The sequence below is a fragment of the Rhizobium sp. P38BS-XIX genome (genome assembly GCF_012641435.1).
In the GTDB taxonomy this organism is placed as follows: Bacteria; Pseudomonadota; Alphaproteobacteria; order Rhizobiales; family Rhizobiaceae; genus Rhizobium.
Window position 1 is genome coordinate 129,353 of record NZ_JABAIJ010000008.1, and the last position, 26,524, is coordinate 155,876.

At 56.9% G+C, this 26,524-nt stretch carries 25 protein-coding genes and 1 pseudogene; 5 read left to right on the forward strand and 21 right to left on the reverse strand.

What is annotated here, in order from left to right; all coding sequences use genetic code 11:
* Positions 1-42 precede the first annotated feature (42 nt).
* Positions 43-1,116 (forward strand): PD-(D/E)XK nuclease family protein, encoded by a 1,074-nt coding sequence (locus tag HGP17_RS24095; protein WP_168812988.1) that lies wholly within the window; start codon positions 43-45, stop codon positions 1,114-1,116.
* On the opposite strand, the pseudogene HGP17_RS33795 reads toward HGP17_RS24095, so the two are convergent.
* From HGP17_RS33795 to HGP17_RS24140, 10 genes and pseudogenes are all read right to left on the reverse strand, one after another.
* A pseudogene (locus HGP17_RS33795) lies at positions 1,101-1,272 on the reverse strand (alpha/beta fold hydrolase); the annotation flags it as partial. The gene HGP17_RS24095 and the pseudogene HGP17_RS33795 overlap by 16 nt on opposite strands.
* Positions 1,273-1,543: 271 nt before the next feature.
* Positions 1,544-2,623, reverse strand: coding sequence for a sn-glycerol-3-phosphate ABC transporter ATP-binding protein UgpC (gene ugpC, locus HGP17_RS24100; RefSeq protein WP_168812989.1), 1,080 nt, complete (start codon positions 2,621-2,623; stop codon positions 1,544-1,546).
* A gap of 70 nt (positions 2,624-2,693) precedes the next feature.
* A complete protein-coding gene (locus HGP17_RS24105; protein WP_168812990.1) occupies positions 2,694-3,995 on the reverse strand; it encodes a D-tagatose-bisphosphate aldolase, class II, non-catalytic subunit in 1,302 nt (433 codons plus the stop codon).
* A complete protein-coding gene (locus HGP17_RS24110) occupies positions 3,992-4,945 on the reverse strand; it encodes an SIS domain-containing protein (RefSeq protein ID WP_168812991.1) in 954 nt (317 codons plus the stop codon). Before HGP17_RS24110 ends, HGP17_RS24105 begins: the two co-directional genes overlap by 4 nt.
* Positions 4,946-4,956: 11 nt before the next feature.
* A complete protein-coding gene (locus HGP17_RS24115; RefSeq protein WP_168812992.1) occupies positions 4,957-5,814 on the reverse strand; it encodes a carbohydrate ABC transporter permease in 858 nt (285 codons plus the stop codon).
* A complete protein-coding gene (locus HGP17_RS24120; RefSeq protein WP_168812993.1) occupies positions 5,814-6,731 on the reverse strand; it encodes a sugar ABC transporter permease in 918 nt (305 codons plus the stop codon). The genes HGP17_RS24115 and HGP17_RS24120 overlap by 1 nt, the downstream gene beginning before the upstream one ends.
* A complete protein-coding gene (locus HGP17_RS24125; RefSeq protein WP_168812994.1) occupies positions 6,728-7,981 on the reverse strand; it encodes a sugar ABC transporter substrate-binding protein in 1,254 nt (417 codons plus the stop codon). The genes HGP17_RS24120 and HGP17_RS24125 overlap by 4 nt, the downstream gene beginning before the upstream one ends.
* Before the next feature lie 37 nt (positions 7,982-8,018).
* Positions 8,019-8,972 carry a BadF/BadG/BcrA/BcrD ATPase family protein gene (locus tag HGP17_RS24130; RefSeq protein WP_168812995.1) on the reverse strand — a complete coding sequence of 318 codons (954 nt, stop codon included), beginning with the start codon at positions 8,970-8,972 and terminating at the stop codon, positions 8,019-8,021.
* A complete protein-coding gene (locus HGP17_RS24135) occupies positions 8,969-9,763 on the reverse strand; it encodes a DeoR/GlpR family DNA-binding transcription regulator (protein ID WP_168812996.1) in 795 nt (264 codons plus the stop codon). Before HGP17_RS24135 ends, HGP17_RS24130 begins: the two co-directional genes overlap by 4 nt.
* Positions 9,764-9,919: 156 nt before the next feature.
* Positions 9,920-11,236, reverse strand: a complete 1,317-nt coding sequence (locus HGP17_RS24140; protein ID WP_168812997.1) for an alpha-glucosidase/alpha-galactosidase — start codon at positions 11,234-11,236, stop codon at positions 9,920-9,922.
* Between the two features lie 97 nt (positions 11,237-11,333).
* Between HGP17_RS24140 and HGP17_RS24145 the strand changes: the two genes are divergently transcribed.
* Complete coding sequence (locus HGP17_RS24145) at positions 11,334-12,185, forward strand: helix-turn-helix domain-containing protein (RefSeq protein WP_348648987.1); 852 nt, start codon at positions 11,334-11,336, stop codon at positions 12,183-12,185.
* 225 nt (positions 12,186-12,410) lie between these two features.
* Here the strand turns inward: HGP17_RS24145 and HGP17_RS24150 are convergent, their stop codons facing one another.
* A complete protein-coding gene (locus HGP17_RS24150; protein WP_168812998.1) occupies positions 12,411-13,130 on the reverse strand; it encodes a haloacid dehalogenase type II in 720 nt (239 codons plus the stop codon).
* Between the two features lie 113 nt (positions 13,131-13,243).
* Between HGP17_RS24150 and HGP17_RS24155 the strand changes: the two genes are divergently transcribed.
* Complete coding sequence (locus HGP17_RS24155) at positions 13,244-14,095, forward strand: LysR family transcriptional regulator (RefSeq protein ID WP_168812999.1); 852 nt, start codon at positions 13,244-13,246, stop codon at positions 14,093-14,095.
* Positions 14,096-14,277: 182 nt separating this feature from the next.
* Here HGP17_RS24155 and HGP17_RS24160 read toward each other — a convergent pair whose 3' ends face one another.
* The 3 genes from HGP17_RS24160 to HGP17_RS24170 form a co-directional block, all read right to left on the reverse strand.
* Positions 14,278-14,652, reverse strand: a complete 375-nt coding sequence (locus HGP17_RS24160) for an EF-hand domain-containing protein (protein ID WP_168813186.1) — start codon at positions 14,650-14,652, stop codon at positions 14,278-14,280.
* A 38-nt stretch (positions 14,653-14,690) separates the two neighbouring features.
* On the reverse strand, positions 14,691-15,017 hold the full coding sequence (locus tag HGP17_RS24165; protein WP_168813000.1) for a hypothetical protein: 327 nt from the start codon (positions 15,015-15,017) through the stop codon (positions 14,691-14,693).
* A gap of 266 nt (positions 15,018-15,283) precedes the next feature.
* Positions 15,284-16,357: an NADH:flavin oxidoreductase gene (locus HGP17_RS24170; RefSeq protein WP_168813001.1), complete on the reverse strand. Its 1,074-nt coding sequence runs from the start codon at positions 16,355-16,357 to the stop codon at positions 15,284-15,286.
* A gap of 822 nt (positions 16,358-17,179) precedes the next feature.
* Here HGP17_RS24170 and HGP17_RS24175 point away from each other — a divergent pair.
* Positions 17,180-18,193 (forward strand): 2-keto-3-deoxygluconate permease, encoded by a 1,014-nt coding sequence (locus HGP17_RS24175; protein ID WP_168813002.1) that lies wholly within the window; start codon positions 17,180-17,182, stop codon positions 18,191-18,193.
* Between the two features lie 138 nt (positions 18,194-18,331).
* Here the strand turns inward: HGP17_RS24175 and HGP17_RS24180 are convergent, their stop codons facing one another.
* The 5 genes from HGP17_RS24180 to HGP17_RS24200 form a co-directional block, all read right to left on the reverse strand.
* Positions 18,332-19,369: an ABC transporter ATP-binding protein gene (locus HGP17_RS24180; RefSeq protein ID WP_168813003.1), complete on the reverse strand. Its 1,038-nt coding sequence runs from the start codon at positions 19,367-19,369 to the stop codon at positions 18,332-18,334.
* 19 nt (positions 19,370-19,388) lie between these two features.
* The gene (locus tag HGP17_RS24185; RefSeq protein WP_168813187.1) at positions 19,389-20,189 is read right to left on the reverse strand and encodes an ABC transporter permease; all 801 of its coding nucleotides are present in this window, start codon (positions 20,187-20,189) and stop codon (positions 19,389-19,391) included.
* A 10-nt stretch (positions 20,190-20,199) separates the two neighbouring features.
* A complete protein-coding gene (locus tag HGP17_RS24190) occupies positions 20,200-21,084 on the reverse strand; it encodes an ABC transporter permease (protein ID WP_205926107.1) in 885 nt (294 codons plus the stop codon).
* A gap of 5 nt (positions 21,085-21,089) precedes the next feature.
* Complete coding sequence (locus HGP17_RS24195; protein WP_168813004.1) at positions 21,090-22,130, reverse strand: ABC transporter substrate-binding protein; 1,041 nt, start codon at positions 22,128-22,130, stop codon at positions 21,090-21,092.
* Positions 22,131-22,222: 92 nt separating this feature from the next.
* Entirely contained in the window at positions 22,223-23,692 is a 1,470-nt protein-coding gene (locus HGP17_RS24200; RefSeq protein WP_168813005.1) for an aromatic amino acid lyase, read from the reverse strand.
* 282 nt (positions 23,693-23,974) lie between these two features.
* On the opposite strand from HGP17_RS24200, the gene HGP17_RS24205 reads away from it, so the two are divergent.
* Positions 23,975-24,739, forward strand: coding sequence for a DNA-binding transcriptional regulator (locus HGP17_RS24205; protein ID WP_168813006.1), 765 nt, complete (start codon positions 23,975-23,977; stop codon positions 24,737-24,739).
* 12 nt (positions 24,740-24,751) lie between these two features.
* Here HGP17_RS24205 and HGP17_RS24210 read toward each other — a convergent pair whose 3' ends face one another.
* Together HGP17_RS24210 and HGP17_RS24215 are read right to left on the reverse strand one after the other, a co-directional pair.
* Positions 24,752-25,570, reverse strand: a complete 819-nt coding sequence (locus tag HGP17_RS24210; RefSeq protein WP_168813007.1) for an amidohydrolase family protein — start codon at positions 25,568-25,570, stop codon at positions 24,752-24,754.
* 138 nt (positions 25,571-25,708) lie between these two features.
* Positions 25,709-26,521, reverse strand: a complete 813-nt coding sequence (locus HGP17_RS24215; RefSeq protein ID WP_205926108.1) for a hypothetical protein — start codon at positions 26,519-26,521, stop codon at positions 25,709-25,711.
* Between the last annotated feature and the right edge of the window lie 3 nt (positions 26,522-26,524).

The window sequence follows — 26,524 nt, forward strand, 5'->3', positions numbered from 1 at the left end:
ATTCAAGGCCACGAGGCTAAGTAAATCGACGAGGAAAACTCCATGGACAAAGATACTTTCTTAACCCTTACGCACGCGACCGAACGGGACATCGACCTACTGTTGATCGAAGAGCTTCAGTGCTCGACCGAATTTGTGAAATGGCTCGTTGGACGAGTGAGCAACGATGTGGTCGAGCGTAGTTCGGTTGCGCATAGCAAGCGACGCATTCATAACCGCCGCGAGATCGATATTACTTTGATCGTCGAGAGGCAGGCGGGTCAGACGGTTTGCCTGATTGAAAACAAGCTCGACACTCTGGAGCAGCCACGTCAGGCAGAGTCGTATAAAGAAGAAGCGCGCGCGCTGATCTCAGAAGGCAAGGCACGGGCGGTTCACACCATTCTTATCTGCCCACGACAGTATGCTGAAGCGGCCTCTACTTTCGCTGGAAAATTTGATCATGTAATTGCATACGAAGACGTCGCCGACTTCCTCTCGCTTCGCGCATCAGAAGTCTCTGGGGAGCTGCGTGCAAGGCTTCTTCATAGGCGATCTCTTATGGATCAAGCCATCACTAAGGCTCGACGAGGTTACGAGGCGGTCGGGTTGGTCGATATTGATCGTTTCCTTGAAAAGTACGTCGGAATGCTTCGCCAGGAGAAGATTCCACTTGAGCCGGGTCCATCGATGTTGAGGAACGGGCGTCCAGGTGAAAGCAGGACAATGATATTTGATTCGTCGGCACTGCCGAAATGGTCTTTTCTGCCACAGACGCGGTTGGTGCATCAGCTTCGCGAAGCAAACGCCAACATCAATTTCTATGGTTGGGGGGATCACCTCAGCGAAGTGGCGGGGGAAATCGCGGCCGATCTCAAGAACACCGGATATCGGCTCGTTCCTACGGTAAATAAAAGGGTTGGCGGCAAAAGTGGTCTCATGATTGTTGCCAGTACCCCGACCATCGACAGCCTTGCGTCTTTCGAAGACCAACGTGATGCCATTGTCGAGGGAGCAAAAATCACAGCGCGACTGAAGGAATGGATTTGGTCAAATGAAGAGATACTATACAGATGGGGACAGCTTTTCGGTGAGATCAAAGAAAGGGGCTATTCAAACACCAGCGCGGCAACGTAAACGAGAGCCTTCACCTTCGGGGCGTCTGCCGCCTCAGTTATGATCTGTCCGCCCCCAGCTATGACCGCCGAGCACGACGGGATCATCCTGCATCTCGATCACGCGGCGGGTCGCTGCGACGTCCTCCTCAAGGCTCGTCGCCGGCCCCTGGACTAGCGGCTGAACGTTTCGTGGATCACGTCTTCAGCATTTTTTGGCATGCAGGAACTTGCGTCTCGGATAACGCTCATTCTCTGTATTCCCGCAAGTTGAAACGTCATAAACTCAGTCGCTAAACATGTATTCTATCGAGCAATAATGCGCTTTGGCGCAGTTCGAAATGGGTCGGAACGAGCTTGCGGCTCCGACCACTTTTTGCGGTTCGGCATGAGCTGCATTCGCAACAGCCACATGCAGCTGTCGGCCGCAGCGCCGGAGGCATTTTGCCTTATTCTTCGTTTCTGTCAATAAGCGACTTCTCCGTTGCCGCGTCGAAGATATGGACCTTCGTCAGATCCGGCGTGAGTGCAATCGCGTCTCCCGCTTGAAGCTTGAGGCGCTCTCGAATGGTCGCGACGATCTGTGTGTTTCCAAAAGCCGCTGTAATTTGGGTTTCCGCGCCGGTCGGCTCAATGAGGGTGACTTGCGCCGTCGATCCACCCGGAGCAATGGCCAAATGTTCGGGGCGGATACCGTAGATAATCTCCTTTCCCCGATCGAGCGAAACACCTTCGGGAATTGGCAGACGCGCACCGCCGTCGACGACAAGTTCGATCGGCCCGTCGACACTGGTCTTGCCCTTGATGAAGTTCATTCCGGGTGACCCGATAAAGCCCGCGACGAACAGGTTCGCCGGCCGGTCGTAAAGGTCAAGAGGCGAGCCAATCTGTTCGACGTAACCATCCCGCATCACGACGATGCGGTCGGCCATCGTCATCGCTTCAATCTGATCGTGCGTGACGTAGATGATGGTCGTGCCGAGGCGCTGATGCAGCTGCTTGATCTCCGAGCGCATCTGCACGCGAAGCTTGGCATCCAGATTGGACAATGGTTCATCGAATAGAAAAACCTGGGGCTGGCGCACGATCGCCCGCCCCATGGCAACACGTTGACGCTGGCCGCCGGATAGGTTTCTCGGGTAGCGATCCAGGAGATGCTCAAGCCCGAGAATTTGTGCGGCTTCCTTGACGCGCTGGCTGGTCTCCTGCTTCGGCGCCTTTGCCAGACGAAGGGAGAAACCCATGTTCGCCTCGACTGTCATATGCGGGTACAGAGCATAGGACTGGAATACCATCGCAATATCGCGCTCCTTGGGAGCAACGTCGTTCACGACCCTGCCGCCAATCGAGATCCGCCCGTCCGAAATTTCCTCCAGACCTGCAATCATCCGCAGGAGCGTCGACTTCCCGCATCCGGAGGGACCAACAAGAATGACAAATTCTCCATCCTGGATGTCGATATCGACACCATGCAGAACTTCGAAATGACCATAGGCTTTTCGGGCATTCGCTACGCTTACTGACGCCATAATATTCTCCGACTGAACCTGTTTGATGCGCGCTCGCGGCGATATCGCGCGAGCGGCTAAGAGTTTGGCCCTAGCGGCCGGCCGTTGCCGCCACATAGGGAGCGAGCGCCGCATCGATCGCCGCGAGGCACAAATCGCGAGCACGCGGCTTTACCTCTCCCCGGACCACATCCGGATAGACGCGTGCCAGATGCTGGCTGATCAGTGTTTCCGGAATCGGATCAGGCAGTCCGGTTAGCAACTTGTCTACGGCGCTCGACGCCCGCGTGTCCGGCCAGTAATAACGAATACGATCGCTGTAGCTGAAGTGGCGCTGCAATCGCTGCTCTGCAGGAGAACCACTGTAGTGACCGGACCAATTTTGCGGCTGCGCAAGCATGATCGCTTCCATCTCGCGGTAGAGACTGTCAGATCCAGGCTGTCCGTTAATCAGGCTTCTGATTGCGTCCAGTCCGTACAAAGCTTCCCGTAAGGCGAATGTCAGGCCGGGGCCGACCTTGAGGATTGCAAAGCCATCATCGACCAGCGCGGATAGCTCCTGAACTGTCTGGTAATCGGTGGAATGCGCCTCGTAGAGAAGCTCCGGCATCTCGGCAAGCGCCGATGCCAGCCCTTTGGCGCGCCCCGGCTCAAAGAGAACGACATTCGCGTTGCCAAATTCGACGCCCGGTTGAACGACAATGCCGATGACGCGCTCCATAACTGATTTCACACCCGCCTCCTCAAAGGCCTGGGCATGGACTGCGATCGTCTTCAGCGCCGCGTCAGGGCTCGTGACCCCCAGCTCCGCAATCGAATGGGTCGCACCACCGGGCGGCGGAACTTCCGTGCCGATGATATAGACGGGCGGCCGCTGTCCGGCGCGTTGTGCAACATCTTCGGCCACCTTTGCCAAACGAGCAGCCCGTTGAGCGGTCAGCTCATCGCTCAAAGCTATCGGCTCACCCGCGCATCCCATCGACGTATCGAGATGCAGTTTTTCAAAGCCGGCTTCGACATAGGCCGCGACCATCAATTCTGCCCGCGCCATGGCCTCTTCGGCATTCAGCATGCGCCAAGGATTGGGGCCGAGATGATCGCCGCCGAAAATAATGCTTTCGATGGGAAACGAAACGCTCCTGGCAATTGTCTCGATGAAGCGCCTGAAGGCGACAGGTGTCATGCCCGTATAGCCGCCCTCCTGATTGACCTGATTGCAGGTCGCCTCGATCAACACCACTTGCCCTTCGCGAGCCGCCCGTCGCAAAGTCGCTTCGACGACCAGTGGATGTGCCGAGCAAACCGAGGTGATTCCGCGTGGGAGCGGTCGGCGCCGTTCGCCAAACAATTTGGAGAAAGCGCTCTTTCGGTTCTGATCCAGATCGACGCTCATGCCAGTGTCACGACCTTCGTCAAGTGCCGCGGGGATACGGTGTCGATGCCTCTTGCCTGAGCGACGCGTTCTCCGAAGATCTGTAGCGCAGGGAGGATCACAAGCGCGGCCAGCGAGAGGTCGACGTCAACCGGGAGTTCAATATCGCCGGGGCCTCCAACGCCGATAACGATGGCGCCTTTTTCACGTAATTCTTCCACGAGGGTGGCTTCCGCAGCCTTCTGATCTGTTGAGTAAAGCATGACGGCCGCCGTCTTTTCGTCGACCAGGCTGATCGGACCGTGACGATATTCGAGCGGGTGAAACGGCTGTGTCATGACCTGGCTCATTTCCATCAGCTTCAGGGCGCCTTCCGACGCAATTCCGAAGAGAGGGCCACCACCGAGATAGACGAAATGGCTGCGATCAAGCACATGCTTGGTCAAGGACGCGTCGAGCGCATCGGCAAGCTTGCGCGCTGATGCGATAGCAGATTGCGGAATTGCTTGACCGATCATCTGCATACCGAGCAGAAGCATCAAACTTGCCGAAGCGGTCATGACGATGCCTTCTTCGGCATGTGTCGGCGAAGCGACGAGCTGGTCGCAGTGCTTGGCAATCGAGCTTTCGGCCTCGACAGTCAGTGCCGTGACGAAGGCGCCGTTTTCGCGGCTCTTCTTCGCCGCCGCAACAGTCTCCGTGGTCTCGCCGCTGCGAGAGATCGCGACGACATGCGTGTTCTTCCAGTCGGCCCAGAAGAAGGACGGGCGGTTGAGCCATTCTGCGCCGGGGACTGCGATTGCCTTGTGCCCTGCTGCGTTTGCATAGGCAGCGAGCGACATGGCGAGATAATAGGACGTGCCGCAGCCGACATAGACGAGAATCTCGTTGCGGTCCGTGGCGGTGTTCGATCCGAGCGCCTTTTCCCAGAACGGGAATTGCTCGATGATGACTTTTTCGGTCGTATTCATGCTTGCTCCGATTATTTGACCGATCCTGCCAGCAAGCCGCTGACGAGATATCGGTTGAGGAAGATAACGACGAGGGCCGGGATCACGATCGCGATGGAACCGCTTGACGTGATCAGCCCGTAGTCGATGAAATTCTTTGTGACGAACTCGGGAATGAGAACCGTCAAAGGCTTGGTTGCCTGTGGGGAGAAAATCAGAGGGACGAGATATTGGCCCCAGGCGCCGAGGAAGGTGAGAATGGCGGCGGCTGTCAAACCCGGACCGGCCAGCGGCAGGACGATATTGAAGAATATGTAGAGCCGGCCTGCACCATCAAGCTGTGCAGCCTCTTCCAGAGCGAGCGGAAGCGACTCGAACACGCTGCGCAACAGCCAAAGCGAAAGTGGCAGGTAGGCCGACACATAGATCAGTGCAACGCCGACATAGGTGTCGACCAGATGCATCTTGATCATGATCTGATAGAGCGGGATCAACACGGCATAGGCGGGGATCGCAAGCGTTGCGACAACCAGGCCGAAAAGAGTGTTGCGACCAGGAAAGCGCATGCGAGTAAATGCGTAAGCGCCAAGAGCGGAGATCGCGACGCACAGAAACGTTGCACCGGCGGACGTAATGATACTGTTCAGCAGTGCTGCGCGAAACTGCATCCACACTTCCACACCACCGATACGATCGACATTGATGCCCAGAAGACGGGAATAGTGATCGAGAGTAAAGTGTTGAGGGAAGAAGTGAATCGGCCTGACGGAAAAATCGTCCGTCGGCGTTACCGAACTGGCTAGCGTCCAGTAGATCGGTCCAAGCGACCAGAGCAGCAGCAAGGCAACGCCGATCCATATCAGAAAGCGATAGAGAAGCGTGGGTTTCATCAGTCGAACCGTGTGTTGCGATAGACCCGAAGGACGTAAATGAGCGAAATGAGAAGGGAGACGAAGGTGATGACGACCGAGAGTGCCATGCCGTAGGAGAACCGCAGGTTCTGGAAGGTCTCAAGATAGATCTGGACGAGGATAGGCCGCGTCTCCAGGCTGGAACCGGCGAGCACCCAGGCCTCGTCGAAGAGGTTGAAGGCATTCACGGTCGCGTTGGTCATTGCGACGGCAATGGCGCTGCGGACGAGCGGTAGCGTGACCAGCGCAAACATCTGCGGTCGCGTGGCACCATCGATGCGGGCGGCTTCATAGAGGTGCGAGGGAATACTCTGCATCGCCGCAAGAACGATCACGATCGTCAGCGGCATCATCCGCCAGACGTGAACGACGGTAACAGCGATGATCGCGCTTGTCCGGTCATTGAACCAGACATGATTTTCGAAAGGAAGACCAAACGACGACAGAATGCCGTTCAGAAGCCCTGCGCCCGGCTGATAAATCCAGAGCCAGATGACGGAATTGACGACACCAGGGAGTGCCCAGGGTAGAATGACGGCGGCCAACACCCATTGCCTGCCAACCTTGAGCTGGTTGATCAACGAGGCCGCGAGAACGCCGAAAACCGTTTCTGCAATCACGGCCAGGACAACGTAGATCAGGGTATTCACCCAGGTCGTGCCGAGCTGCCCGTCCGAAAACATGCGGGCGTAGTTCTCCAATCCGACAAAGGGCGTGCCGGCTTGCATAGGATTGACCCTGTGCAGGCTGTCCCACATTGTTCGCGCCATCGGATAAAATACCAGCGCCGCCATCGTGATGAGGATGGGTGACACCAGCAGCACCCCAAGGGTGATGTCGGCGTTCAAACCGACACCTTTCCTGCTTTTAGTCCCTTTGAAGGCGACAGAAGTCATTGTGCCATTGCCTGCTTGGCGGATTCAGCGATGCTCTCGACTGCCTGATCGACGGTCATCTGTCCTTTGGCCGCGCTATTGATGGCCGTGTTCACGCCGCTCGAAAACTGCGGATACCAAGGAGGCGTGCCCTGCGGGAAAAGTGCCTCGGCCGTTTTCGACTGAGCGACCAACGCATCGCCGCTGTTCAGCTTACCTTCCGCATTAAGCTCGGCGAGCGCCGATGTGCGGGTCGGCAGGAAGCCATTGGCGACGTTTTTCTTCTGGAACGCACGGCTGGTGAACCATTTCACGAAGGCGACGGCCGCTTCCTTGTTGGGTGAGACATTCGGGATCGCAAGCGCTTCCGGCAGGCCGAAGCTGCGGGTCTCGCCGCTTGCCGTCGGAACAAGGATCGCCTCGACCTGCCCGGCCACCTTCGATTGCTTGGGATCGTTCATCTGCCCAAGGCGACCCGGTTCACCCGAAATCATGATGCTGGTCAGACCCTGGGAGAACATGCCCTCGTTGATCTGGCTATCCTTAAGCCCGGTCGATGCGGGATCGACAAGACCTTCCTTGAGCAACATCAATTCGAAGGCAAGCGCTTTGTAGCCAGCGGAGTCCGGCTTGGTGAACAGCGGATTGAAGTCCTTGTCGAACAATTCCCCGCCAAAGGCTTTTGTCAGAAGATACCAACTTGTTGAGGAGCCTTCCGTCGCAGATACCGGCAAGCCGATGGGATATTTCGAGATACCTTTTTCCTTGATCTGCTTGGCCGCCGCGACAAGCTGATCGAGCGTCTTCGGCATTTCCTTGATGCCTGCGTCATCAAAATGCTTCTTGTTGACCAACATCACGCGGAAATCGTTGGAATAAGGAACTCCGAGCAGTTTCCCATCGACGGTAAAGATTTTGGCGACCCCGATGTCGGAGACCGTATCAGCATCGATGACGTCGTTGAGCGGCATGTACCAGCCGGCCGCGGCAAACTGGCCTGTCCACGACCAGTCGAATTCTGTGACGTCGGCAGGTGCCGTGCCGGCAACGAGGGCTGTTACCAGCTTCGGGCGAATGTCGTCCCACGATAGCGTCTGCAGATCGACATGAATGCCGGTTTCGGCTTCAAACTCAGCTGCGATGTCGGGGCCTTGCGGCGACGGCATCAAGACCGTGATCGACTTGCCCGCCAACGGCTTGGCGTCTTGCGCGGCGGCGGGAGCGACGGCCAGTACGGCCGAGGCAAGTAATGACAAGAGAATTTTACGCATGTTCCCATCCTTCTTTGTGAGCGAGGCTTTACTTTTTCTATTGCGCAAACGCCGCCTTTGCCGACGCGGCGACATGCTCGATCCAGCCGTCGTCTATGGGCCAGTCGAGAATTTGGGCGGCCGCTAATAGAGCGCCGCCGATCGGGGGAAGTTTTGGTCCTGTCGCCAAGCGACCGATGCGGCGCTCAAGCGCCTCTATAAGAACGCGGCTGCCGAACGTGCCACCGGCGAAAGTCCAGCTAGCCTGTGCGTCACAGTGATCGGCAATCGCATGATAGTGCTTAGCAAGCTCGTCGGATGCTTTTTCAAGGAGCTCGATGGCAACAGCGTCACCGTCGCGCGCGGCTCTGTCGACGATCACGGACAGGCCGGCAATGCTGGCGCGCGGTTTGGCAAGTCCCGTGACCCAATCACATAGGCCTTCCATGGCTTCCGACATATCCAGCTGCAGATGGTCGAATACCGCCTTGCTCAATGCAGTTGGCGGTCCGCGCCCATCAAGACCTTGGCTCAGAAGACTAAGCGCCTGCCTGCCGATCCAGTAGCTGCTGCCCTCATCGCCGATGACATCGCCCCAACCACCGGTGCGCGCAGGCTCGCCCTTGGCGTTTCTCGCCCATGCCATGGAGCCTGTTCCCGACAGCAACAGAATGCCCTGTTGGCCGGCCAGCGCGCCACGGTGAGCGGCATCGACATCATTGAGCACGCTGGTGCGCACGAGGGGGAAGGCCCGCTGAATAACCTCCTCCTGGAGACGCGAGATATGCGACACTTCGCCGTAGGCTGGTAATGCCGCACAAACGGCACTCAGCGCCGTCTCATTGCGAAAGGGCTCGATCTGCGTTTCAAGCTCACGTCGCCAATCCGGATTGTCCATGGGGTTGACGCCGCCGCCCCGCGTGGTCCGCAGGATCCGACCGCTCCTGTCGGCCAGCGCAAGCAGGATCTTCGTCCCGCCACCGTCGATTCCGAGAATGAGATCGGCGCTCATGACTTCGGACCCTGCTCAGCGAAGATCGTGTCAACGCAAAGATCACCGAGCTGTGCGCGCCAGTGCGGCGTCAAATTGGTGTCGGTGATCAGTTTAGCACTCTTGAGCGGAGCCACCCTGTAGGTCGCCATGGTGCCGAACTTCGATGCGTCGGCGAGAACAAACCGGTCTGCAGAGCGGGCGAGCATCCGCCGGTTAAGGCTGGCTTCGGCACTGTCAACGCTATAGATCGCACCATCAGCGCCGATCGCGCTCGCGCCGAGGAAAAGCTGGTCGAACCAGATGTCCTCAAGCATAGCCTCCGCCTGAGGCCCGACGAGGGAGGCATTTTCGCTTCGCAGCTGGCCTCCGAGAAGAACAACGTTGAGATGGGGGATGTTCAAGAATTCCTGCGCGACAATCAATCCGTTGGTGAAGATGCGGAGCGGGATCGGATTGATGCGAATGAGCTTGGCAAGCTGTAGCACCGTGGTTCCCGCATCCAGGAAAATTGCAGCGCGCGGGGAAAGCTGCTCATAGGCTGCATTTGCGATTGCACGTTTTGCCGAGAGCTGTCGCTTCTCCCGCTCCTGAAAAGCAAGTTCGACGGCGGATCCCTCTGCGATGCGCGCACCGCCATGAATTCGGTCGATGGCGCCATCCTGCTGAAGAACCTGAAGGTCTCGCCGAATGGTTGCCAGAGATGCACCGACGGCATCAGCGATGTCCTGAATTGTCGAAAACCCGTTCGCATAAAGATGGCTGCGGATGAGATCCAGCCGATCCGTCTTCAAGCCCGCACCCTGAGTCAACGTTTGCTCCCCTGCAAAATCTAGTTTCAATCAGAAAATCACTCAATAAGATCAGAGTCAATCAATATTATGATCTTTTATGATCGAATTAATCGGGCACACAAGCGAGAATGGCGCCTTTGGAAGGCGCCATTCTCGAGGTCCAAACGGAATCGCTCAGTGATACTTCGGCAGCAAATCGCCATGCTGCTCGATGAGTTCATCAACCATGCGCCAGATCTGATCGGGCGAAAGTTCAGCCGACGTATGCGGATCCATCAGCGCGGCTTGATAGATGCGATCCCGTTTCCCTGTCAGGGCCGCTTCCACCGTCAGCTCCTGTACGGAGATGCTGAGCCGCATGACTGCTGCCAACTGCGAAGGAATTCTGCCGATCCGTATCGGCTGAATGCCATTGCGATCGACATGGCAGGGAACCTCGACCACGCATTCCGGCGGCAAGTTTTCGATCAGACCATTGTTCGGCACGTTTCCGTAGATCAACGCCGGCACTCCGGTCACCGCTGCGTGGATGATACCGGCGGCATATTCATTGCTGCGGCAGACCTCTATCGGCTTGCCACCCTCCAGATTCTGGCGCAGCGCATGCCATTCGCCAATCTGCACCTCGCAACGACGAATATATTCATCTAGCGGAATGTTGAGTTGATCCACCAGCTCCGGCTGCCGATCTTTGATGTACCAGGATGTGTATTCGGAGAAATGCTCGCTGGATTCGGTTACAAAGTGACCGAGCCGCTTCAAAACATCAAATCGAACGCGATCGTCATCAGGCACCTTTCCGTCGAGCGCCAGAGCCCTCAGCCGCGGATAGAGATCCTCGCGTCGGCCATCGGGATGATGCCTCTCGTATTTGAGGAAGAAAGCGATGTGATTGATGCCGGCGGAGACATAGTTGATGTTGTCGATATTTTCGCCGAGGCAATCGGCGAGGTGGCTCGCGGTATGCTGCACACTGTGGCAGAGACCGACATTGCGAATGCTTGGCGCAATTTCCTTTATTGCCCAGCAATTTATCGCCATCGGATTGACGTACTGCATCAGCAGCGCATTGGGGCAGACCTCTTCCATATCCCGACAGATCGCTTCAAGAACAGGGATTGTCCGCAAGCCGCGGAAGATACCGCCGATGCCGAGAGTGTCTGCTATCGTCTGGCGCAGGCCATATTTTTTGGGAATCTCGAAATCGGTGACGGTCGCCGGCTTGTAGCCTCCAACCTGCATCATCAGGATAACAAAATCTGCGTCCGTCAGCGCCTTGCGTCGATCAAGCGTCGCTTCGACGCGAACGGAGCGCAGCGCCAGCGCCTCACATATGCGCAGAGCAACGATTTCCGATGTTTTCAAACGGTCCGGATCGATATCAAACAGGCTGATGACGTAGTCGTGGTCAGATGGCGTCGAGAGGACGTCACCCAGAATGTTCTGGGCAAACACGGTGCTTCCTGCACCGACGAGGCAAATTTTTGGCATGTGAATCTCCTCTTACGGGTTCACACTGAAATGCCTCTTTCAATCAGGATTTTCTTCCTGCTAAATATAGAAATATTCTTGGATCGGAGCAAGTCGCGTGAATTCGAGGGAAACCGAGGCGAATGGCAGGTGGAGCGAATCCCCTCGCGGTTTTCTCATCGAGCAGCATATTGCCGATACGATGACGTCTGCGCATTGGCACGATCACATCGAGATCAATCTGCTTCTCGAGGGATCCATGACCTACCTTTTCAATGGTAAACAGGAGCACGTCGAGGCTGGGCGCCTTGTTCTTTTCTGGGCTGCAATCCCCCATCAGACCATCCACGTCACCCCGGATTCGCCGTTGGTCTGCATCTATCTTCCGCTCGTCGATTTCCTGGCGCTGCCGATCGAAGCGAAGGCACGGCAGGCGATCTTGCAGGGAGCGTTCACTCAAGAGTCGAAGTCATGCTGGGGCATCCAAACCGGTGCGACATGGATCGCCGAATGGCGCCATGGTGACACGGCGCGTCGCCAGCTGGTCGCCGATGAGGTTGGCATCAGAGTGAGACGGCTGATCCTTGACCATGCGGAGCGCGAGTTCAGTCGACTTGAGGCAACAGTACCCGCCGGCCCCGGCGTCAAATACACGCAGCTCCTGACCGAGCTCATTAGTTCACATTACGCCGACGCCTTGACGCTGACGTCGCTTGCTGAACTTGCCGATGTCCACTCGACAACGGCAAACCGGGCCTTTCGGGAAGTGCTTGGCATCTCCGTCATGGAATATCTTACGCGCTACCGCTTGGCGCGCGCCATGCAAAGGCTGGCCGAAACGGAGGATCCCATCATCACCATCGCTTATGATTGCGGCTTCGGATCAACGGCACGCTTCTACGAAATCTTTAAAAAGCGAACCGAGACCACGCCGCGTCAATTCCGCATGAAGACGCGGTCCGGCTCTTGAGTCAGATGAAGTTGATCTGATCGCATCCAAACAGCAGGAGCCTCAGGTTCGCCTGCGCCAGATGACTGACGCTTCGTCAGCATCCGCTCGCATTTCTTCGCAAGGATCTGATCACCCGCAACGTCGTCACTTGCGAAGAGGCTATGTCGGCACGCGACGGCCGCTGCCGACTAAAATTTCCCGGGGCGGGACCCTGTTAGACCCAGTATATATTTTGACAGCAAGTCAAACGACTGTGCCCGCACCCAATTGGTCGGCAAGATCTTCTACGCTCGTTGCGACTACATCCCAGGCATCGTCTGCATGGATATCCCGAACTTGATGATGGCCATATTCGGTGGGTCTAGCAATAAATGCAGTCTGCAGGCCGAGAGATCGAGCCATTCTGAGATCGCTATTATGCGCGGCGCAGAGCATGACTTCCTCCGGACGGAGGTTGAGAAATTCGCAGGCGCCCAGATAGGTCTCTCGATCGGGCTTGAAGTGATGGAACAAGTCCGAAGCAAAGACCATGTCCCAGGGGAGGCCGGCATACTTCGCCAAATTCACCAGTAGCGAGACATTCCCATTCGACAGTGGAGCAATGATAAAATTTCGTTTGAGGCGAGTCAGACCACCGACTGAGTCAGGCCATGGCCGCAAGCGATGCCAGCCTCTATTGAGGTGATCAAGATCCTCCTCGGAAAGGCCTTTCACATCGAATTCCGCTACAAGTCTGTCGAGGGTCAGGCGGTGTAGATCATCAAGTCGCATCCAGGGTAATTCATCCTTACGGACCCTGTCCATGGAGGGTGCGTAAGCCGCGCGCCAGGCATCCACCAGACTTACCCAGTTTGCGACGAGCGCGCGGCTAATCCCAAATGCCTGTAATTCGTCGATCAAGCTCGACCGCCAGTCGACGATCGTTCCGAACGTGTCGAACAGAATTGCTTTTGGATAGATCATTTCGTTTCCTCTCCAGCTGAAGACTGATTTGATTGACAGCAGACTACGCGCTCGTGAACCATTCGAATATGATATGAATCCGTATTTCAGTAATTGCGATTGGAAATGGTAAAATGCAAAAATTTCTGGACATTGAAGCGGTACGAGCTCTCATTCTTGTCGCAGACTTGAAGAGCTTTACACGCGCAGCGGAGGCGCTTGGGACTACACAATCGGCAGTCAGCCTTAAGGTAAAGCGCCTTGAGGAAAACGTTGGAGTGCGGCTTTTGGAGCGTACACCGCGAATGGTGCGCCTCTCCATCGAGGGAGCCGCGTTTCTCGGCGCCGCCCGCACATTGGTGGCAGCACATCAACAGGCCCTCGGCTCACTTTCGACGCAGCGCAGGAAGCTATCGGTTGGCATCAGCCATCACGTCGTCGGCCCTCGACTACCTTTGGTTCTCAAGTACCTGAAAGATGCAGACCCGCAGTTTGTGCTGGACGTGCGTGTGGCGATGTCTCGGCAGATTATCGATGACCTCGACGCCGGGCGCCTGGATGCGGGCATAATCCTCCACAGCGAGGATCGACGCAGAGACGGCCAGATACTCTTCGAGGAGACCTTTGGTTGGCGCGCGGCACCGGATTATCAACCTGCGTCCGGCTTGCCGCTGCAGCTTGCGACACAGGGCGACCCATGCAGTGTCCGAAGCATGGCAATAATGGCCCTGGATAACGCCGGTATCCCTTGGGAGGAGGCATTTGTCGGTGGCGGTACTGCCGCGATCGGCGCGGCAGTATCGGCCGGACTTGCCATTGCCGCACTTGGTAGCCGCGTGGCGCCCGTCGATACGATTGATTGTCGGCAATCATTCGGACTTCCAAAATTGCCGACACGTGAAGTCATTTTGTACGCCAATACATCCGATCGGCGCGCGCGGAATGCTCTTTACGGGCTTGCTGCTGCGATACGAACGAGAACATAATCGCAGCTGCAATCGTGTAGAGTTCGCCTATTGAGATTGGCCTCGCCGAGCGCCGTCAGCTAAACTTTCGACGAGCTCAAGTGCTTTAGCAACGGCCTCTGCAGACATTATTGAGGATGGATCACCGTGCCCTCCGGGGATCGGAGTGACACGACGACAGATTAGCCAGTTAGTTTCGTGCGTCAGTTCTTCAGCTTCGCGGCTTCCGCGAGAGCGTGATCCATCTCGGCTTTCGAGAGGAAGCCGTCCTTATCGGTGTCAAGAGCGTCGAAATAAGTCACCAGGATCGTGTTCGCTTTGGCCTCTTGCCTGTCGATCTTTCCGTCCTTGTTGACATCGACCTCTTCGAAACCAGCGTCAAAGTCCTCGCGCTGCTTGTCGATAATGGCCTGCATGTAGACCCCAAGCTCTGCACGGTCGATCTTTCCATCCTTGTTCGTGTCCATGCCCGCGAAGGCCTTGTTGATCGTCTCCTTGTCGTCTGACTTCTCCTGGGAGAGGGCAGGGCCAAAGGCGATGGCCAGCAGCGTCGCCGCTACAGCGAGTGTCTTCTTCATGGTGTCATTCCTTTGTCTTCGAAATATGGTGCGGACCGTTAGCGCCAGTCGCGGTAGCCCGGACCCCGGCGATCCCAGCGGCCGCCGTCCCACTGCCTGTCGTCCCGCCAGGACCGGCGGTCGTCGCGTCGATCCCTGCGGTCTTTTTCAGCGACCGCTCCGATGAGGCCGCCCGCGACGGCTCCGCCGAGGACGGCGCGTGGATCGCCACGGGACGCGAGCGCGCCCCCGAGGATCCCAATCCCGACGCCGAGAGCGATGGCGCGCTCCTTCTTTCCGGCGTGAGCAATGCCCGGTGCCATGACAGACAAGGCCAATGCGACGACGAGGGCACGATGGGCGAGTGATTTCTTGATTTCTTGCATGGTGTTCTCCTGTGCGGCGCGACCGTTGCGCGCTGACGCCGACATCCCAAGGGTCAGGGGCCTAGGTTACGAGAACATTGCGTGCGAAAACTTTTTCAAGAGGGCAAAGAATGACGGGCTCCCGGAACATTCGAGCCTGCCTTAAGGGATTGGATGTTTTGGCCGAAGCATATCGAGCATTGGAGAGATAGTTGCGGCACTTGGTCGGCGGGATCGTGATAACGCGTGCCCGACGTCCCGCCGTGTCCTTTTCTGGCTCGTGAATATCATTCCACGAATCCATTCCAGTTCGCCAGATATTTTATGAAGGCATCACTGAGACCTTGCTGTCTAAGGTGATGTTTCGTCACGGGCGTCTTTGGAGAAAGATAGTCCGGGGTGGAGAGAACCTGGCTCAGAAAATCCTTGTTTAGAATTGCCGAACGACCAATCATGATGAAATCAAGCCCGTAATCGAAAACGCTCAGCAGGGTTTGCGCGTCCATTACTTTTCCGGACGTACCGACTTTCACAGACGTTCCGCAAAGCTGGCTGAAAACCTCCAGCATCTTGCGGCCCGCGAAAGGACCTACGTCTACAGCTTTTTTGACATCCCACGGGACAAGATCCAAAAAGTCTATTTTTTGCTCCTCCACAAGCATCTCGCACACACGGTAGACGTCCTCAAAGGTTTGGCCATATCGCTCAAATGAGAATCTAACGCCAATCTGGAAATCGGGCCGGCAGCGCTTGCGGATGCCATCAATAATTTCGAAAATCAGCCTCACACGATTTTCAAGAGGACCGCCGTACCTGTCGGTTCGACGATTGAGTGTCGGAGACAGAAACTGAGTGAGTATCCATCCAAATGCACCGTGAAGCTCAACACCATCAAAGCCCGCTCTTTCGGCGCGCGCCGCCGCTTCGATAAAGGCATCCCGAAGCTCCTCAACTTCGCAGAGAGCTAAAGCGCGCGTATTGTATTCGGCGATCGCTGAAGGACCGATATTGGGTGTTTCTCCGTTGAATTGTGCGCGCATGCCCGCGTGATGCAACTGAACGGAGGATACGCCGCCATGTTTGCGAATGATGTCTGCAATTTTGCGTAAGCCTGGCTCATGCTTGTCATCGAAAATGCCGAGCTGATTGTTGAATGCTTTTCCGTTTTCCAAAACGTGCGCAGCGCAGGTCATTACCATGCTGTAGCCGGCGCGTGCGCAGGTTTCGATCCAATCGAAGTCATCCTGCGAGGCGGTCCCATCTTCGTTGCTCTGTTCATTGGTGAGAGGGGCCAGCAGGATACGATTTTTGAGCGCAGGGCCTCGATCAAACCTGAGAGGCGTGAAGAGAATATCATTCATAACGTTATCCGATTAGAGAGTACGAACTGAAGCTCCCCAGTCGGAACAGTGTGTGTGCCATGGAGCGTTCAAAACGAAATTGCATCGGAGCGCCGTCGTAGTGAATATACATTTCGTGCAAGAGACCGTTGCTCGAAATTACAGGAAAAGTGCACCCTTTAGCGACTAAACTCGCGGCGGTCTTACGTGCTGGAGAATCCAGGCCGCCTCAAAATCCGTCGTTTAGGAAGCTCATTGAGCCAGCGCCTGGCCTGCGCCTTCACCGGGTCTGTCGAGTACGAATAGTTCACACAACGCTGCTTCCGCTCATCAACGACCCATCTGGGAGTGGTCCGCCGGCGGAAGCCGCTCGTTGTTTTGAAGGCGCGAAATATGGGCGCGCATTCGTCATATAGTGTGCGACATCGACCTCCAGCAGGGAATGCCCACCGGCGTCTTTTTCATCTGGAAGAGCTTGGCTCAATAGTTTCCGGTCAAAAAGGGCATCCCCGGTTCATCAACGGGACATTGAATTTAGGATTGTCATTTAGTTCCATAATTCTCATTATCTGATAATCGTATGTGACCGCAAAGTTGTAATGCCCTGTTTCTGCAAATATGTGCTGGAACCGTTTCAAAAGCATCGACATCGTTCGACAGCCGACGATCTCGCTCTCGTTATTGGCGCGATATCGATGCTGAACGAGACCTGATTAACTGGTGGAGCATAAAAAACTAGTTTACTAGTAAATGGATTCGGATCGCGTGGGAGGAAATTGCGTAGGCTTGCTGCGCGGTTCCCCTTTGAGCCAGCTTGAGTGACATCGGATGGGAGGAGATGACATGAAGATTAAAGACACGATCGATCGGATACCGGGCGGTCTGATGCTTGTTCCCTTGCTGTTGGGCGCGGTATGCAAAACCTTCGCTCCTGATGCAGCCGGCTATTTCAAAGGCTTTACGCAAGGCATCATGACCGGTGTCATCCCGATTCTCGCGATTTGGTTCTTCTGCATGGGCGCATCCATCAAATTGAGCTCAACCGGGGTGGTCTTGCGCAAGTCGGGCACGATCGTGCTGACGAAATTCATAGCCGCCGGGATCATCACGCTGATCGCGTCCATGTTTCTTCCGCCCGAGGGAATTCAAACCGGCCTTTTCGCAGGGCTGTCCGTGCTTGCCATCGTCTGCGCCATGGATATGACCAATGGCGGTCTTTATGCTTCCTTGATGCAATCCTATGGGACCAAGGAAGAAGCCGGAGCCTTCGTTTTGACGTCGATTGAATCCGGCCCCCTAATGAGCATGATCATTTTGGGCGCATCCGGTGTCGCACATTTCGAGCCGCAGATATTTATTGGTGCGATCCTGCCGTTTATCGTTGGCTTCGCGTTGGGTAATCTGGATCCGAAGCTGCGTTCGCTTTTCGCTCCGGGCAGCGTCCTGCTAATCCCATTTTTCGCCTTCTCTCTGGGCAACACCATAGATTTGCACACCTTGCTGTCGCCACTCGCCGGTTTGGGTATCGCTCTTGCGCTTGCGGTCATCGTCCTCACGGGAATACCGCTTATCCTCGCGGACAAATACATAGGCGGCGGCAACGGGACCGCTGGCCTCGCAGCCTCTTCGACCGCCGGTGCCGCCGCAGCCAACCCGGTCGCAATTGCTGCGGTCGCGCCGCAATTTGCGCCTGCCGCACCTAGCGCGACGGTGCTTGTTGCGATCTGCATCATCGTGACGTCAATAGTCGTGCCGATCATCACCGGTCTCTGGTTCAAGAGGTTTGGCAACCCGGCGGAAATTGCCGATGCTCGGGCGGACGAAGTTCCGACAAAGCATCTTAACCTTGCCGAATGATGCGTCGGCGACGGAGGCCTAGCTTGGGGTTGGTTGACGGGATTCGAATATCTGCCGGGTCCCAAACGCGCTCAACGTCAGCTGTGTCACTGAAGACGCTGGTCACATGGGCAGATCGAAGCATCCTCGTTTGCGGTGTCAGCGTTTCCCGGAATCGGGAACGCAGCCCTCGCTTGCAACCGTATGCTGATTTGCTTGGCTCCACACAGCAAGCACCGCCTCCCCTCGCTGGAAATGCAGCGGGTTGCCCGCGGTGATCAGCGAAGAGCCGATCTCTCCGTCAGAAAATGACAATCCCACCTTGAGGTGGGCGCCAGCAAAAGCGATATCGGTTATCGTTGCGGTCTTTGAAAGCTCGCCCTCCGAGCACTTGCTGGTGAGGGCTTTCAGATTGATATGCTCGGGACGCACAATGATGTTCGTTGCCGGCCGCGATCCTTCCATGACGTTGGATTCCCCAAGGAATCTCGCGACAAATAGCGAATTCGGACGCTGGTAGAGTTCAGTCGGCGTACCAACCTGAACGATCTTTCCATTGTTGAAAACCGCGATACGGTCGGAGAGCGTGAGCGCTTCCTCCTGGTCATGTGTCACGAAGACGAATGTCATTCCCAGCTCGCGGTGCATGCGAGCGATCTCAAGCTGCAGTCGGTCGCGCAGGCGCTTGTCGAGGGCCCCGAGCGGTTCGTCGAGCAAGAGAGCTCTGGGCTCGTAAACGACGGCTCTGGCGAGGGCGACGCGCTGTTGTTGGCCTCCCGAAAGTTGCCGTGGCAATCGATGAGCGAAGTCGCCGAGCTGTACGAGGTCGAGAACGTGCGTCACCTTCGTCGCAATTTCCGCCTTGGAAACACCCCTTTGCCGCAGCGGATAGGCGATGTTCTGAGATACCGTCATATGAGGAAAAAGCGCGTACTGCTGGAAGACGACCCCAAGATCGCGCTTGTGCGGCTTGAGATTGGTAATGTCCTGACCATCGATCTCAACCGACCCGGCATTGAGTGTCACGAAGCCGGCGATGATGGACAGCAGAGTTGTCTTGCCTGAGCCGCTGGGGCCGAGAAACGTCATGAACTCACCCGGCGCGATGTCGAGCGATATATCGTCGATGGCAGGCTTTGCAGCGCCAGGATAGTAGCGGGTTGCGTTCGAGATCTTGATCGAGTGCTTTTTCATCATTCTTGCGAAACCGCTTTTTCTAAAACTTGTTGCCGGCTCTGAGCGAGACGAACAGGAAAATGATCGTCGTCGCAACGACGATCACACTGGAGGCCGCAGATATGGTCGGATCCATATCGAGCGCGATCGAGTTATACATCTGGACCGGCAGCGTCCTGAGCTTCGGCGTCTGCAGAAAGAGTGCGACGACAAACTCGTCGAAGGAACTGACGAAGGCGAATAGGAAACCAGAGATGACGCCGGGCGCAAGCAGCGGGATTTTGATCCGAAAAAGCGTCGTGATACTTCCGGCGCCCAGGCTGGACGACGCAAGATCAAGTGCGTTGTCATAGCCCGTGAGGCTGGCGGCCACCGTTGTAATCACGAATGGAATGGCGAGCGCTGTATGCGCAAGGACAAGACCGGATAGAGTACCGGCGAGATGCCATCTTAGAAACACCGCATATATGGCGATGCCGACCACCACGCTCGGCACAGTCAAGGGGAGTGAGAAGAAGAGCCTGAGCACCGCTCCCGTCTTGCGCGAAATTCGCGTCAGTCCAATTGCCGCGCTCACTCCGAGGACGGTTGCGAGAACGGCAGTGAACGATGCAATCTGCAATGACTGAAGCAACGACGAAAGCCACATGCGCGAGGTAAAGAAGTTCTCGTACCATCGCAAGGACCATTCCCGCGGCGGGAATTGAAATGTCTCTCCTGCGGTGAAGCTCGCCGGGATCACGACGAGTATCGGCAGAATGATGAGGATTGCCGTGAGCAGGGTCATCGACCCCAGAAAGAGGCCTGGTCCGCCTTGGCGGCGCGTCGAGAAAAAGGACATCGCGCTCACCTCACTTTCCGGCCATATTGGGTTGCAGATCGAGGCGGGCGTTCAGCCTGCCAATCAGCGTCATCAGGGCTGCGGCGACGAGCAGGACGATGACGGCAAGCGCACCGGCCCCGCCAAAATCCAGCAATGTGTCAACGCGTGTTGCGATCAACTGCGAAACAAGCGCTTCCTGCGGCGATCCAAGGATTGCCGGGGTCACGTAAAAGCCGAGCGAGATAACAAACACGAGAGACAGACCCGCCAGCATTCCGGGCAGCGACAGCGGCAGATAGATGTCCAGAAAGGCTCGCCACCGCGCAGACCCCATGGACGCCGCCGCATCCAACAGCCGCCGGTCGATCCCGCGCATATTGCTGTAGAGCGGCAGGATCATGTAAGGCAACAGGACTTGCGCCATGGCGATCGTGACGCCTGTCGACGTGCGAACCAGCACCATGCCCGGCAAGCCGATCCAGGCGAAGGCCGCCTCGATCAGGCCACCGCGCTGCATCAGCAATGTCCATGCGAAGCTGCGAGCGATCGCCGATGTCCAGAACGGCAACAGTGCTATCGTCATCAGGACAGCGCGCATCCGGGGAGTGACCAGGGTCAACGTATAGGCGTAAGGGAACCCTGTAATCAGCGTCACAACCGCGACGATTGCGGCGATGCGAAGCGTTCTTAGAATGATGACGATGGAGATGTCGTCGGTCAAAAGAGATCCGTAGTTCTGCAGCCCCAACTCCGGATCGGTAAAACTCCGCATCGCGATGACAAGCAACGGATAGAGAAAGGTTGCGAGCAGCAGGACTGTCGATGGAAGCAGCAGCCAGACCGCAATATTGATCGGTGCTGTTTTGGTTTTGCGTCTTTCAACGGCGCGGCTGTTTACAACTGCTTCCATCATAGGACCTATCGGGACATCCAGGGGGTGACCTTGGCGATGACGGAGTTGAGGTTCGCCGCCCACCATTTCACGTTGGAAAGGAGAACCTTGTCACCGGTTTCGTCATGCAGGCGCGGATTGAACGTCTTGTTCAGGTCGGAATAATCCGGCGTCGCCTTGTTTGTGGCGGCAATGACGCCCGCAAGCTCTGCAAAGCGCTTGTTCTGCTCCGGATGCGACACGAATTGGACGAAATCCATCGCCGTCGCCAGGTTTGGCGTGCCTTTCGGCACGATCAACGCGTCCCAGCCAAGGATCGTCTTGTCCCAGACGGGAGCGATCGGTGCGCCTGCCTTGGCCGAGGCCATGACGCGACCAGTGACGGCAAAGCCCATGTCGGCCTGACCATCGACGAGAGCCTGCTGGAGCGCACCATTTGTCTTGGTGAAAATAATCGACGATTTGATCGTATCGAGCTTCTTCAGCGCCCGATCGACATCGGGCGGATAAAGGTTCTTGGCGTCGACACCATCCGCCATCAGGGCGTATTCGAGCGTGCCGAGGCTGATATCGGGCGGCAACACGCGTGTTCCAGGAAAATTCTTAAGGTCGAAGAAATCCGCCAGCTTTGTCGGCGGGTGGTCCTTATACTTTTCGGTATTGTAGACGAAGGTCAAAGCGAAAAAATAAACAGGCAGGCCGCAATCGCTGACAGAGCCTGCCGGAAACTGCGAGGTGTCGACCTTGGAGAAATCGAGCTTTTCCAGGAGCTTGCCGCAATTCTGCTCGGCGAAGGCAGCGCCTTGGTCCATGACATCCCAGGAAACCGCGCCTGCTTCCACCATCGCCTTCAGCTTCGCGCCGTCGGGAGGTGAATCGTTTTCGAACTGGACATTCTGGCTTGCGGTATAGGGCTGCTGCCACGCCTTGATTTGCGAATCCTGCAGCGTGCCCTGGTAGGAAACAAAGGTTAGCGACTTCTCCTCCGCCTGCGCCTGATTGATCGCGGCGACAGCACTCGTGGCACCGATGACAGCAGCCAGCACCGAGTTTCTTATTCTTGACATGAGTTCCTCCTCCTTCTTCGTATTCATTCCGGATCGTTCCGAGCGCAAGCTTCGCGAGCATGCGCCTCCATCGGCCGCCCGGCCCTATCCGGCTAGTTGTTTGATGCAATCATGGTCTCGACAGCATCCCGATTGTTCGAGAGCCGATCCAGCAAGGGCTGCACGTTCGGTGGCCTTTCCCCTGCGGCTGCAAAGGGTATCGCCTGCCGGGCAAAGGCGAATAATTGCCCCGTGATTTTTCCGAGCGGTGTGCGCCCACGCAGCTCGGCGGCCTGTGCGGCGACCATCAACTCCATGGCAACTATGGACGTGACCAACTGCGCCAGCTCCAATCCACGCCGGCCGCCAAGTGCTGAGAGCGACGCCCGATCCATCACTCCGTTCGAGTGGCTCGAGCTTGCCAACTCGCCCGCCAGCGGGACAGTCAACAAACGTGCTTCAGAGGTGATCGACTTGTGAAACAGGGCGACCCCATTGAACCCCGGCGCACCGATCCCGTCCTCTTCGATCAGACCGATGGCAAGACCGGACCATGTCGTATCGACGAGCTTTGCGAGCCGCTCCGTCGAACTTGTGACGACGGGCGCGAAAGCCTGCCGCATAACATCCAACGCCATGCAAAGCGTCACCATGTCGAAATTCGCGACGGCTGCCAGCCGCCCATGCTCCAGCGATATGACAGGATTGCCCTGGCTGGCATTCAGCTCGCGCTCGATCTGTTGCTTCGAAAAGGAAAGGTTGTCTTCGGCGGCGCCATGGATCAGAGCGATCGAACGAAAACATAGGGGATCTTGAAGGTTTCTGGGACCGCCCTCTGCGAGAATGTAGCTTCCGTCGATGTATCTCCGGATCGCCGAGCCATGCCGATGGAGGCCCAGGAACGGGCGTGATTGCAGAGCGATGTCCGACACAATCGATGGATTGGCCGCATAGCCCTCCATGCTAAGGGCCCCGACCAAAGTCGAAAGCTCCAACAGGTAATGAAGGTCGACGAAGGACAGCACTGCGACAGCCGTCGACATGGCGCTCGAATTGAGAAGTGCGAGCGCCTCGCCCGCCTCCAGCTCGATGTCAGCAAAGAGAGCAAGGGCGACATCGGCCATCGACGACATGTCGCTTTGCCCCATGGAGCCCCATAAATGCATAGCGACGGGCCGATCGGCATTCAAGGCATCCACCAGCCGTTTGGCCAGGACTGGCCGCGCACCGGTCGTGCCGCTCGCAAGTGAATTGAGAAGGCAGACCAGGGTCGCGCGGGTAACGTCCTTGGCGGCAATAGGTCCATGCCCCGCATTATGGGTTCGCAGCAGCCGCCGGCTGAATTCGGCTTGATTTGATTGGCTGATACTGGCGGAGGTTTTCGGTCCGACGCTTGTGGTTGCGCCGTAGATCCGTTCGCCGCGGCGGATCGCCTCCTCCAAGATACTACGGCCGCGCGCCATGCGCTCAATCGCGTCGGAGCTCAAGCTGACTTTCGCGCCATCCCGGGATGTGGACACGACTTGCTCGATAGTCAGGTTCTGCCCGGTGATCTCGACGACATCTTGGCGCAATGATCGCATGTGGAATGGCCCGCCTGCCCTACCGTGGAATGTTTTGTCTGGGGCTTTAGCGCCCTTGCGCAGTCGAGACCCTCCTCCCTGCGCCATCGAGGTGCATGGGTAGGGCATTCAACGCCGGCGAACAACAGCGGATTCGATGCATTTCAACAGATGAAATAAACTGCAGTTGGAACGAAACCGCTCTTGCCTAAGATCCGGGCAACGATCTAATCGAGAGGAAAGACCGATAGCGCTAGACTGGTTGCCAGTCCGCGCAGCATTTCGGCCTATGGGAGGTTTCAGATGACATTCGCACCCGTGCAGGCGGTGACGAAAGCCCTTTCGGTGCTCGCAACCGTAAACCAAGGCGGTCTCGTGAGCGTCAGGGACATACATTCCCGAACCGGTATTCCGAAGCCCACGGTTGTTCGCCTGCTGCAAACTTTAATCGCCGCCGGCTATGTCAATCAGGATGAGAAAACACGCGGCTACCATGTAACCTCGGCGATCGCCAATCTGAGCTCGGGATTTCACGGCGCGCCGCGGGTCATCGAAGTCGCTCGATCCTTCGCCGACAAGCTGACGAAAGAGATCCTGTGGCCCTGTGCCATTTGCACGCTCGATATCGATGCTGTCGTCATCAATTACAGCACGATCCCCGATAGTCCGATTTCACCTTTTCACGCGTCGCTGGGACGCCGCCTAAGTCTCGGCGGCCGCGCGCTCGGTCGTGCCTATCTCTGCTTCTGTCCGCCAGACGAACAGCGAATTCTGCGAGATGTCATGAGGGCCTCCAAGGACCCGGAAAACAGTCAGATGGGCGACGGCACCTTCGACAGAATAGTCGCCCGTACAAAGGCGAAGGGCTTCGCGGAACGCAACCCGGAGCTGGAACCCAAGAGTTCGGGCACCATCGCATTTCCGATCCGGTCAGGAGAACGTGTTCTCGCGACCTTCGGCGTGACCTATTTCAGATCCGCCTTGCGCGGAAACCAAAATCGGAAAGTCATCATCGAAGCTTTGAGCGAGGCGGTTGCTGCCATCGAAGCGCAGTTGCAAGCACCCTGACAGGCCGTGAGATCAAAGTGCGGCCAAACTCGCTTCAAAGCCGTATCGCTCAATGGGATTCCGCAACAAAATGCGCTCCTTCACCGCGTGGTCCGAGACCCAGATTTCGAACAGAGCAAGCAGTTCCTCGATGGTCGGCGGCGTTCCTGCGAAGCGCACGAATGGAAAGTCCGTGGCCCACAGAAGGCGGTCACTATTGGCCTCTATCATGGCGTCGTGAAACGGCCTGATAGCGTCATAGCCGATACCGGCCGCCCGGCGACAAAGAGCAAGCTTCACCCAGACAGCACCATCCCTCAGCAACCCGAGAAGTCGCTGGAAATGCGGGTGATGAAGACCGAGTTGCGGATCGAAGCCACCCATGTGATCGAGCACGATGGGGATCCCCGCCTTTTCAAGTGCCGGCCACCGTTCGAGCGTCACCGATAACGGCGCCCAAACCTCTGCATGCACACCAACCTCTAGCATCTTGGGCGCAAGCGTCTGAAGGAGAGCATCAAGCGGCACGGTGCCTGGCATACGATTACCATCGGGAAGCAAGTTTTCGACGAACCGTAGCCCGGCAATGCCCTCTGCTCTCAAATCTGCGAGAGCGTCGATGTCGATCAACGCATCCGCGACGCCGACGCCTCTGGCTCGCGCGCCCAGTTTCTTCAGCGATTTTTTCAACACATCAAGATTTCGCCCATAGGGCGTCGGCTGGACAAGGACCATACACGAAACGCCGGCTCGGGCAGCATCCGTCAGAAGTGCACTTGCCGGCGAATATGGTGGCGCATAGGCAGGGGCATTTTCGAATGGGAATGTCTCCGGATCATCGAATACATGCACATGACAATCGCAAGTGGCGTGTCTGAAGGGAGGCCGATTTGTCCGCGTTTCGATTGGCATGGCTATACCTGCGCCTCAATGGGGTTCTTGATCGAATTGGGCTCCAGGTCCTCGGCTCATGGAGAACAAGCCGTTGGATCAGCCCCGGTAATCACCGGCATTGAACACCCAGCCCTTGGCGATGAAATCCGTCCGTGGCGGCGCGAATACGTCGATCAAGATATGTTGCCCGGGGCCTACACCTTCCGTGGTGTGAATGAGCTCGGGAGGAATGATCGCCATGCTGCCCGCCGATGCCTCGATGTGCTGATCCTCGCGCCAGAGCTCGGCATTCGATGCCCAGGGGGTGCGGATGTGGTGGACGAAATCACCAGTTATCGCGAGGGAGCCCTGTTCGAAATCGTCGTGAGAATGGGGCGACAGCTTCGTTCGATCCCGCTGTCCGTCGTATTCGACCCAATTGATGCTCATCGTCGCGCTCTGGAAGAATTTCAACCGCGGATTTCCGTCCGGGAATGGCACCTCATCCACCGGATAGACCCGGATCTGCCGTTCGTCCTTCGCCAGCCGCTCCATGGGCTTGGCAATCGGAAGCACACGCTCATCAAGCGTCTGGTAGTCGGTTGAATTGACGACATTTAGGGGGTCCGTACCGATGCGCGCCGTCGTCAGCGCATACGCCCTCGCCCCCTCCGGCAGTGTGAGCCGAGCACTGCCGGCCGGAACAACCGCGATTGAGCGAGCGGCGATGTCTGCCGTTTCGAAGTCGCTTGCCAGCGTTGCGCCGCTTTCGGGAAGAATGAGAATGGTTTCGTGATCACTGTGGATGGCATGGTCAGATCCAGCCGCACCTATGATGCATTCCACAGTAAAATTCTGACCTCGAATGATCGAACTCGTGTCAGTTTGCTTGGCGAAGTATGAGAGCGAAACAGGGCGTGAAGTCATCATTCA

What these genes read in the sequence shown, in the direction of transcription:
- ugpC (WP_168812989.1), bottom strand. Translation starts at nt 2,623, where the DNA reads ATGGCGTCAGTAAGCGTAGCGAATGCCCGAAAAGCCTATGGTCATTTC.
- HGP17_RS24115 (WP_168812992.1), bottom strand. Translation starts at nt 5,814, where the DNA reads ATGAAACCCACGCTTCTCTATCGCTTTCTGATATGGATCGGCGTTGCC.
- HGP17_RS24160 (WP_168813186.1), bottom strand. Translation starts at nt 14,652, where the DNA reads ATGAAGAAGACACTCGCTGTAGCGGCGACGCTGCTGGCCATCGCCTTT.
- HGP17_RS24180 (WP_168813003.1), bottom strand. Translation starts at nt 19,369, where the DNA reads ATGATGAAAAAGCACTCGATCAAGATCTCGAACGCAACCCGCTACTAT.
- HGP17_RS24185 (WP_168813187.1), bottom strand. Translation starts at nt 20,189, where the DNA reads ATGTCCTTTTTCTCGACGCGCCGCCAAGGCGGACCAGGCCTCTTTCTG.
- HGP17_RS24200 (WP_168813005.1), bottom strand. Translation starts at nt 23,692, where the DNA reads ATGCGATCATTGCGCCAAGATGTCGTCGAGATCACCGGGCAGAACCTG.
- HGP17_RS24095 (WP_168812988.1), top strand. Translation starts at nt 43, where the DNA reads ATGGACAAAGATACTTTCTTAACCCTTACGCACGCGACCGAACGGGAC.
- HGP17_RS24130 (WP_168812995.1), bottom strand. Translation starts at nt 8,972, where the DNA reads ATGAGCGCCGATCTCATTCTCGGAATCGACGGTGGCGGGACGAAGATC.
- HGP17_RS24165 (WP_168813000.1), bottom strand. Translation starts at nt 15,017, where the DNA reads ATGCAAGAAATCAAGAAATCACTCGCCCATCGTGCCCTCGTCGTCGCA.
- HGP17_RS24205 (WP_168813006.1), top strand. Translation starts at nt 23,975, where the DNA reads ATGACATTCGCACCCGTGCAGGCGGTGACGAAAGCCCTTTCGGTGCTC.
- HGP17_RS24215 (WP_205926108.1), bottom strand. Translation starts at nt 26,521, where the DNA reads ATGATGACTTCACGCCCTGTTTCGCTCTCATACTTCGCCAAGCAAACT.
- HGP17_RS24190 (WP_205926107.1), bottom strand. Translation starts at nt 21,084, where the DNA reads ATGATGGAAGCAGTTGTAAACAGCCGCGCCGTTGAAAGACGCAAAACC.
- HGP17_RS24120 (WP_168812993.1), bottom strand. Translation starts at nt 6,731, where the DNA reads ATGACTTCTGTCGCCTTCAAAGGGACTAAAAGCAGGAAAGGTGTCGGT.
- HGP17_RS24175 (WP_168813002.1), top strand. Translation starts at nt 17,180, where the DNA reads ATGAAGATTAAAGACACGATCGATCGGATACCGGGCGGTCTGATGCTT.
- HGP17_RS24125 (WP_168812994.1), bottom strand. Translation starts at nt 7,981, where the DNA reads ATGCGTAAAATTCTCTTGTCATTACTTGCCTCGGCCGTACTGGCCGTC.
- HGP17_RS24140 (WP_168812997.1), bottom strand. Translation starts at nt 11,236, where the DNA reads ATGCCAAAAATTTGCCTCGTCGGTGCAGGAAGCACCGTGTTTGCCCAG.
- HGP17_RS24170 (WP_168813001.1), bottom strand. Translation starts at nt 16,357, where the DNA reads ATGAATGATATTCTCTTCACGCCTCTCAGGTTTGATCGAGGCCCTGCG.
- HGP17_RS24105 (WP_168812990.1), bottom strand. Translation starts at nt 3,995, where the DNA reads ATGAGCGTCGATCTGGATCAGAACCGAAAGAGCGCTTTCTCCAAATTG.
- HGP17_RS24155 (WP_168812999.1), top strand. Translation starts at nt 13,244, where the DNA reads ATGCAAAAATTTCTGGACATTGAAGCGGTACGAGCTCTCATTCTTGTC.
- HGP17_RS24150 (WP_168812998.1), bottom strand. Translation starts at nt 13,130, where the DNA reads ATGATCTATCCAAAAGCAATTCTGTTCGACACGTTCGGAACGATCGTC.
- HGP17_RS24110 (WP_168812991.1), bottom strand. Translation starts at nt 4,945, where the DNA reads ATGAATACGACCGAAAAAGTCATCATCGAGCAATTCCCGTTCTGGGAA.
- HGP17_RS24195 (WP_168813004.1), bottom strand. Translation starts at nt 22,130, where the DNA reads ATGTCAAGAATAAGAAACTCGGTGCTGGCTGCTGTCATCGGTGCCACG.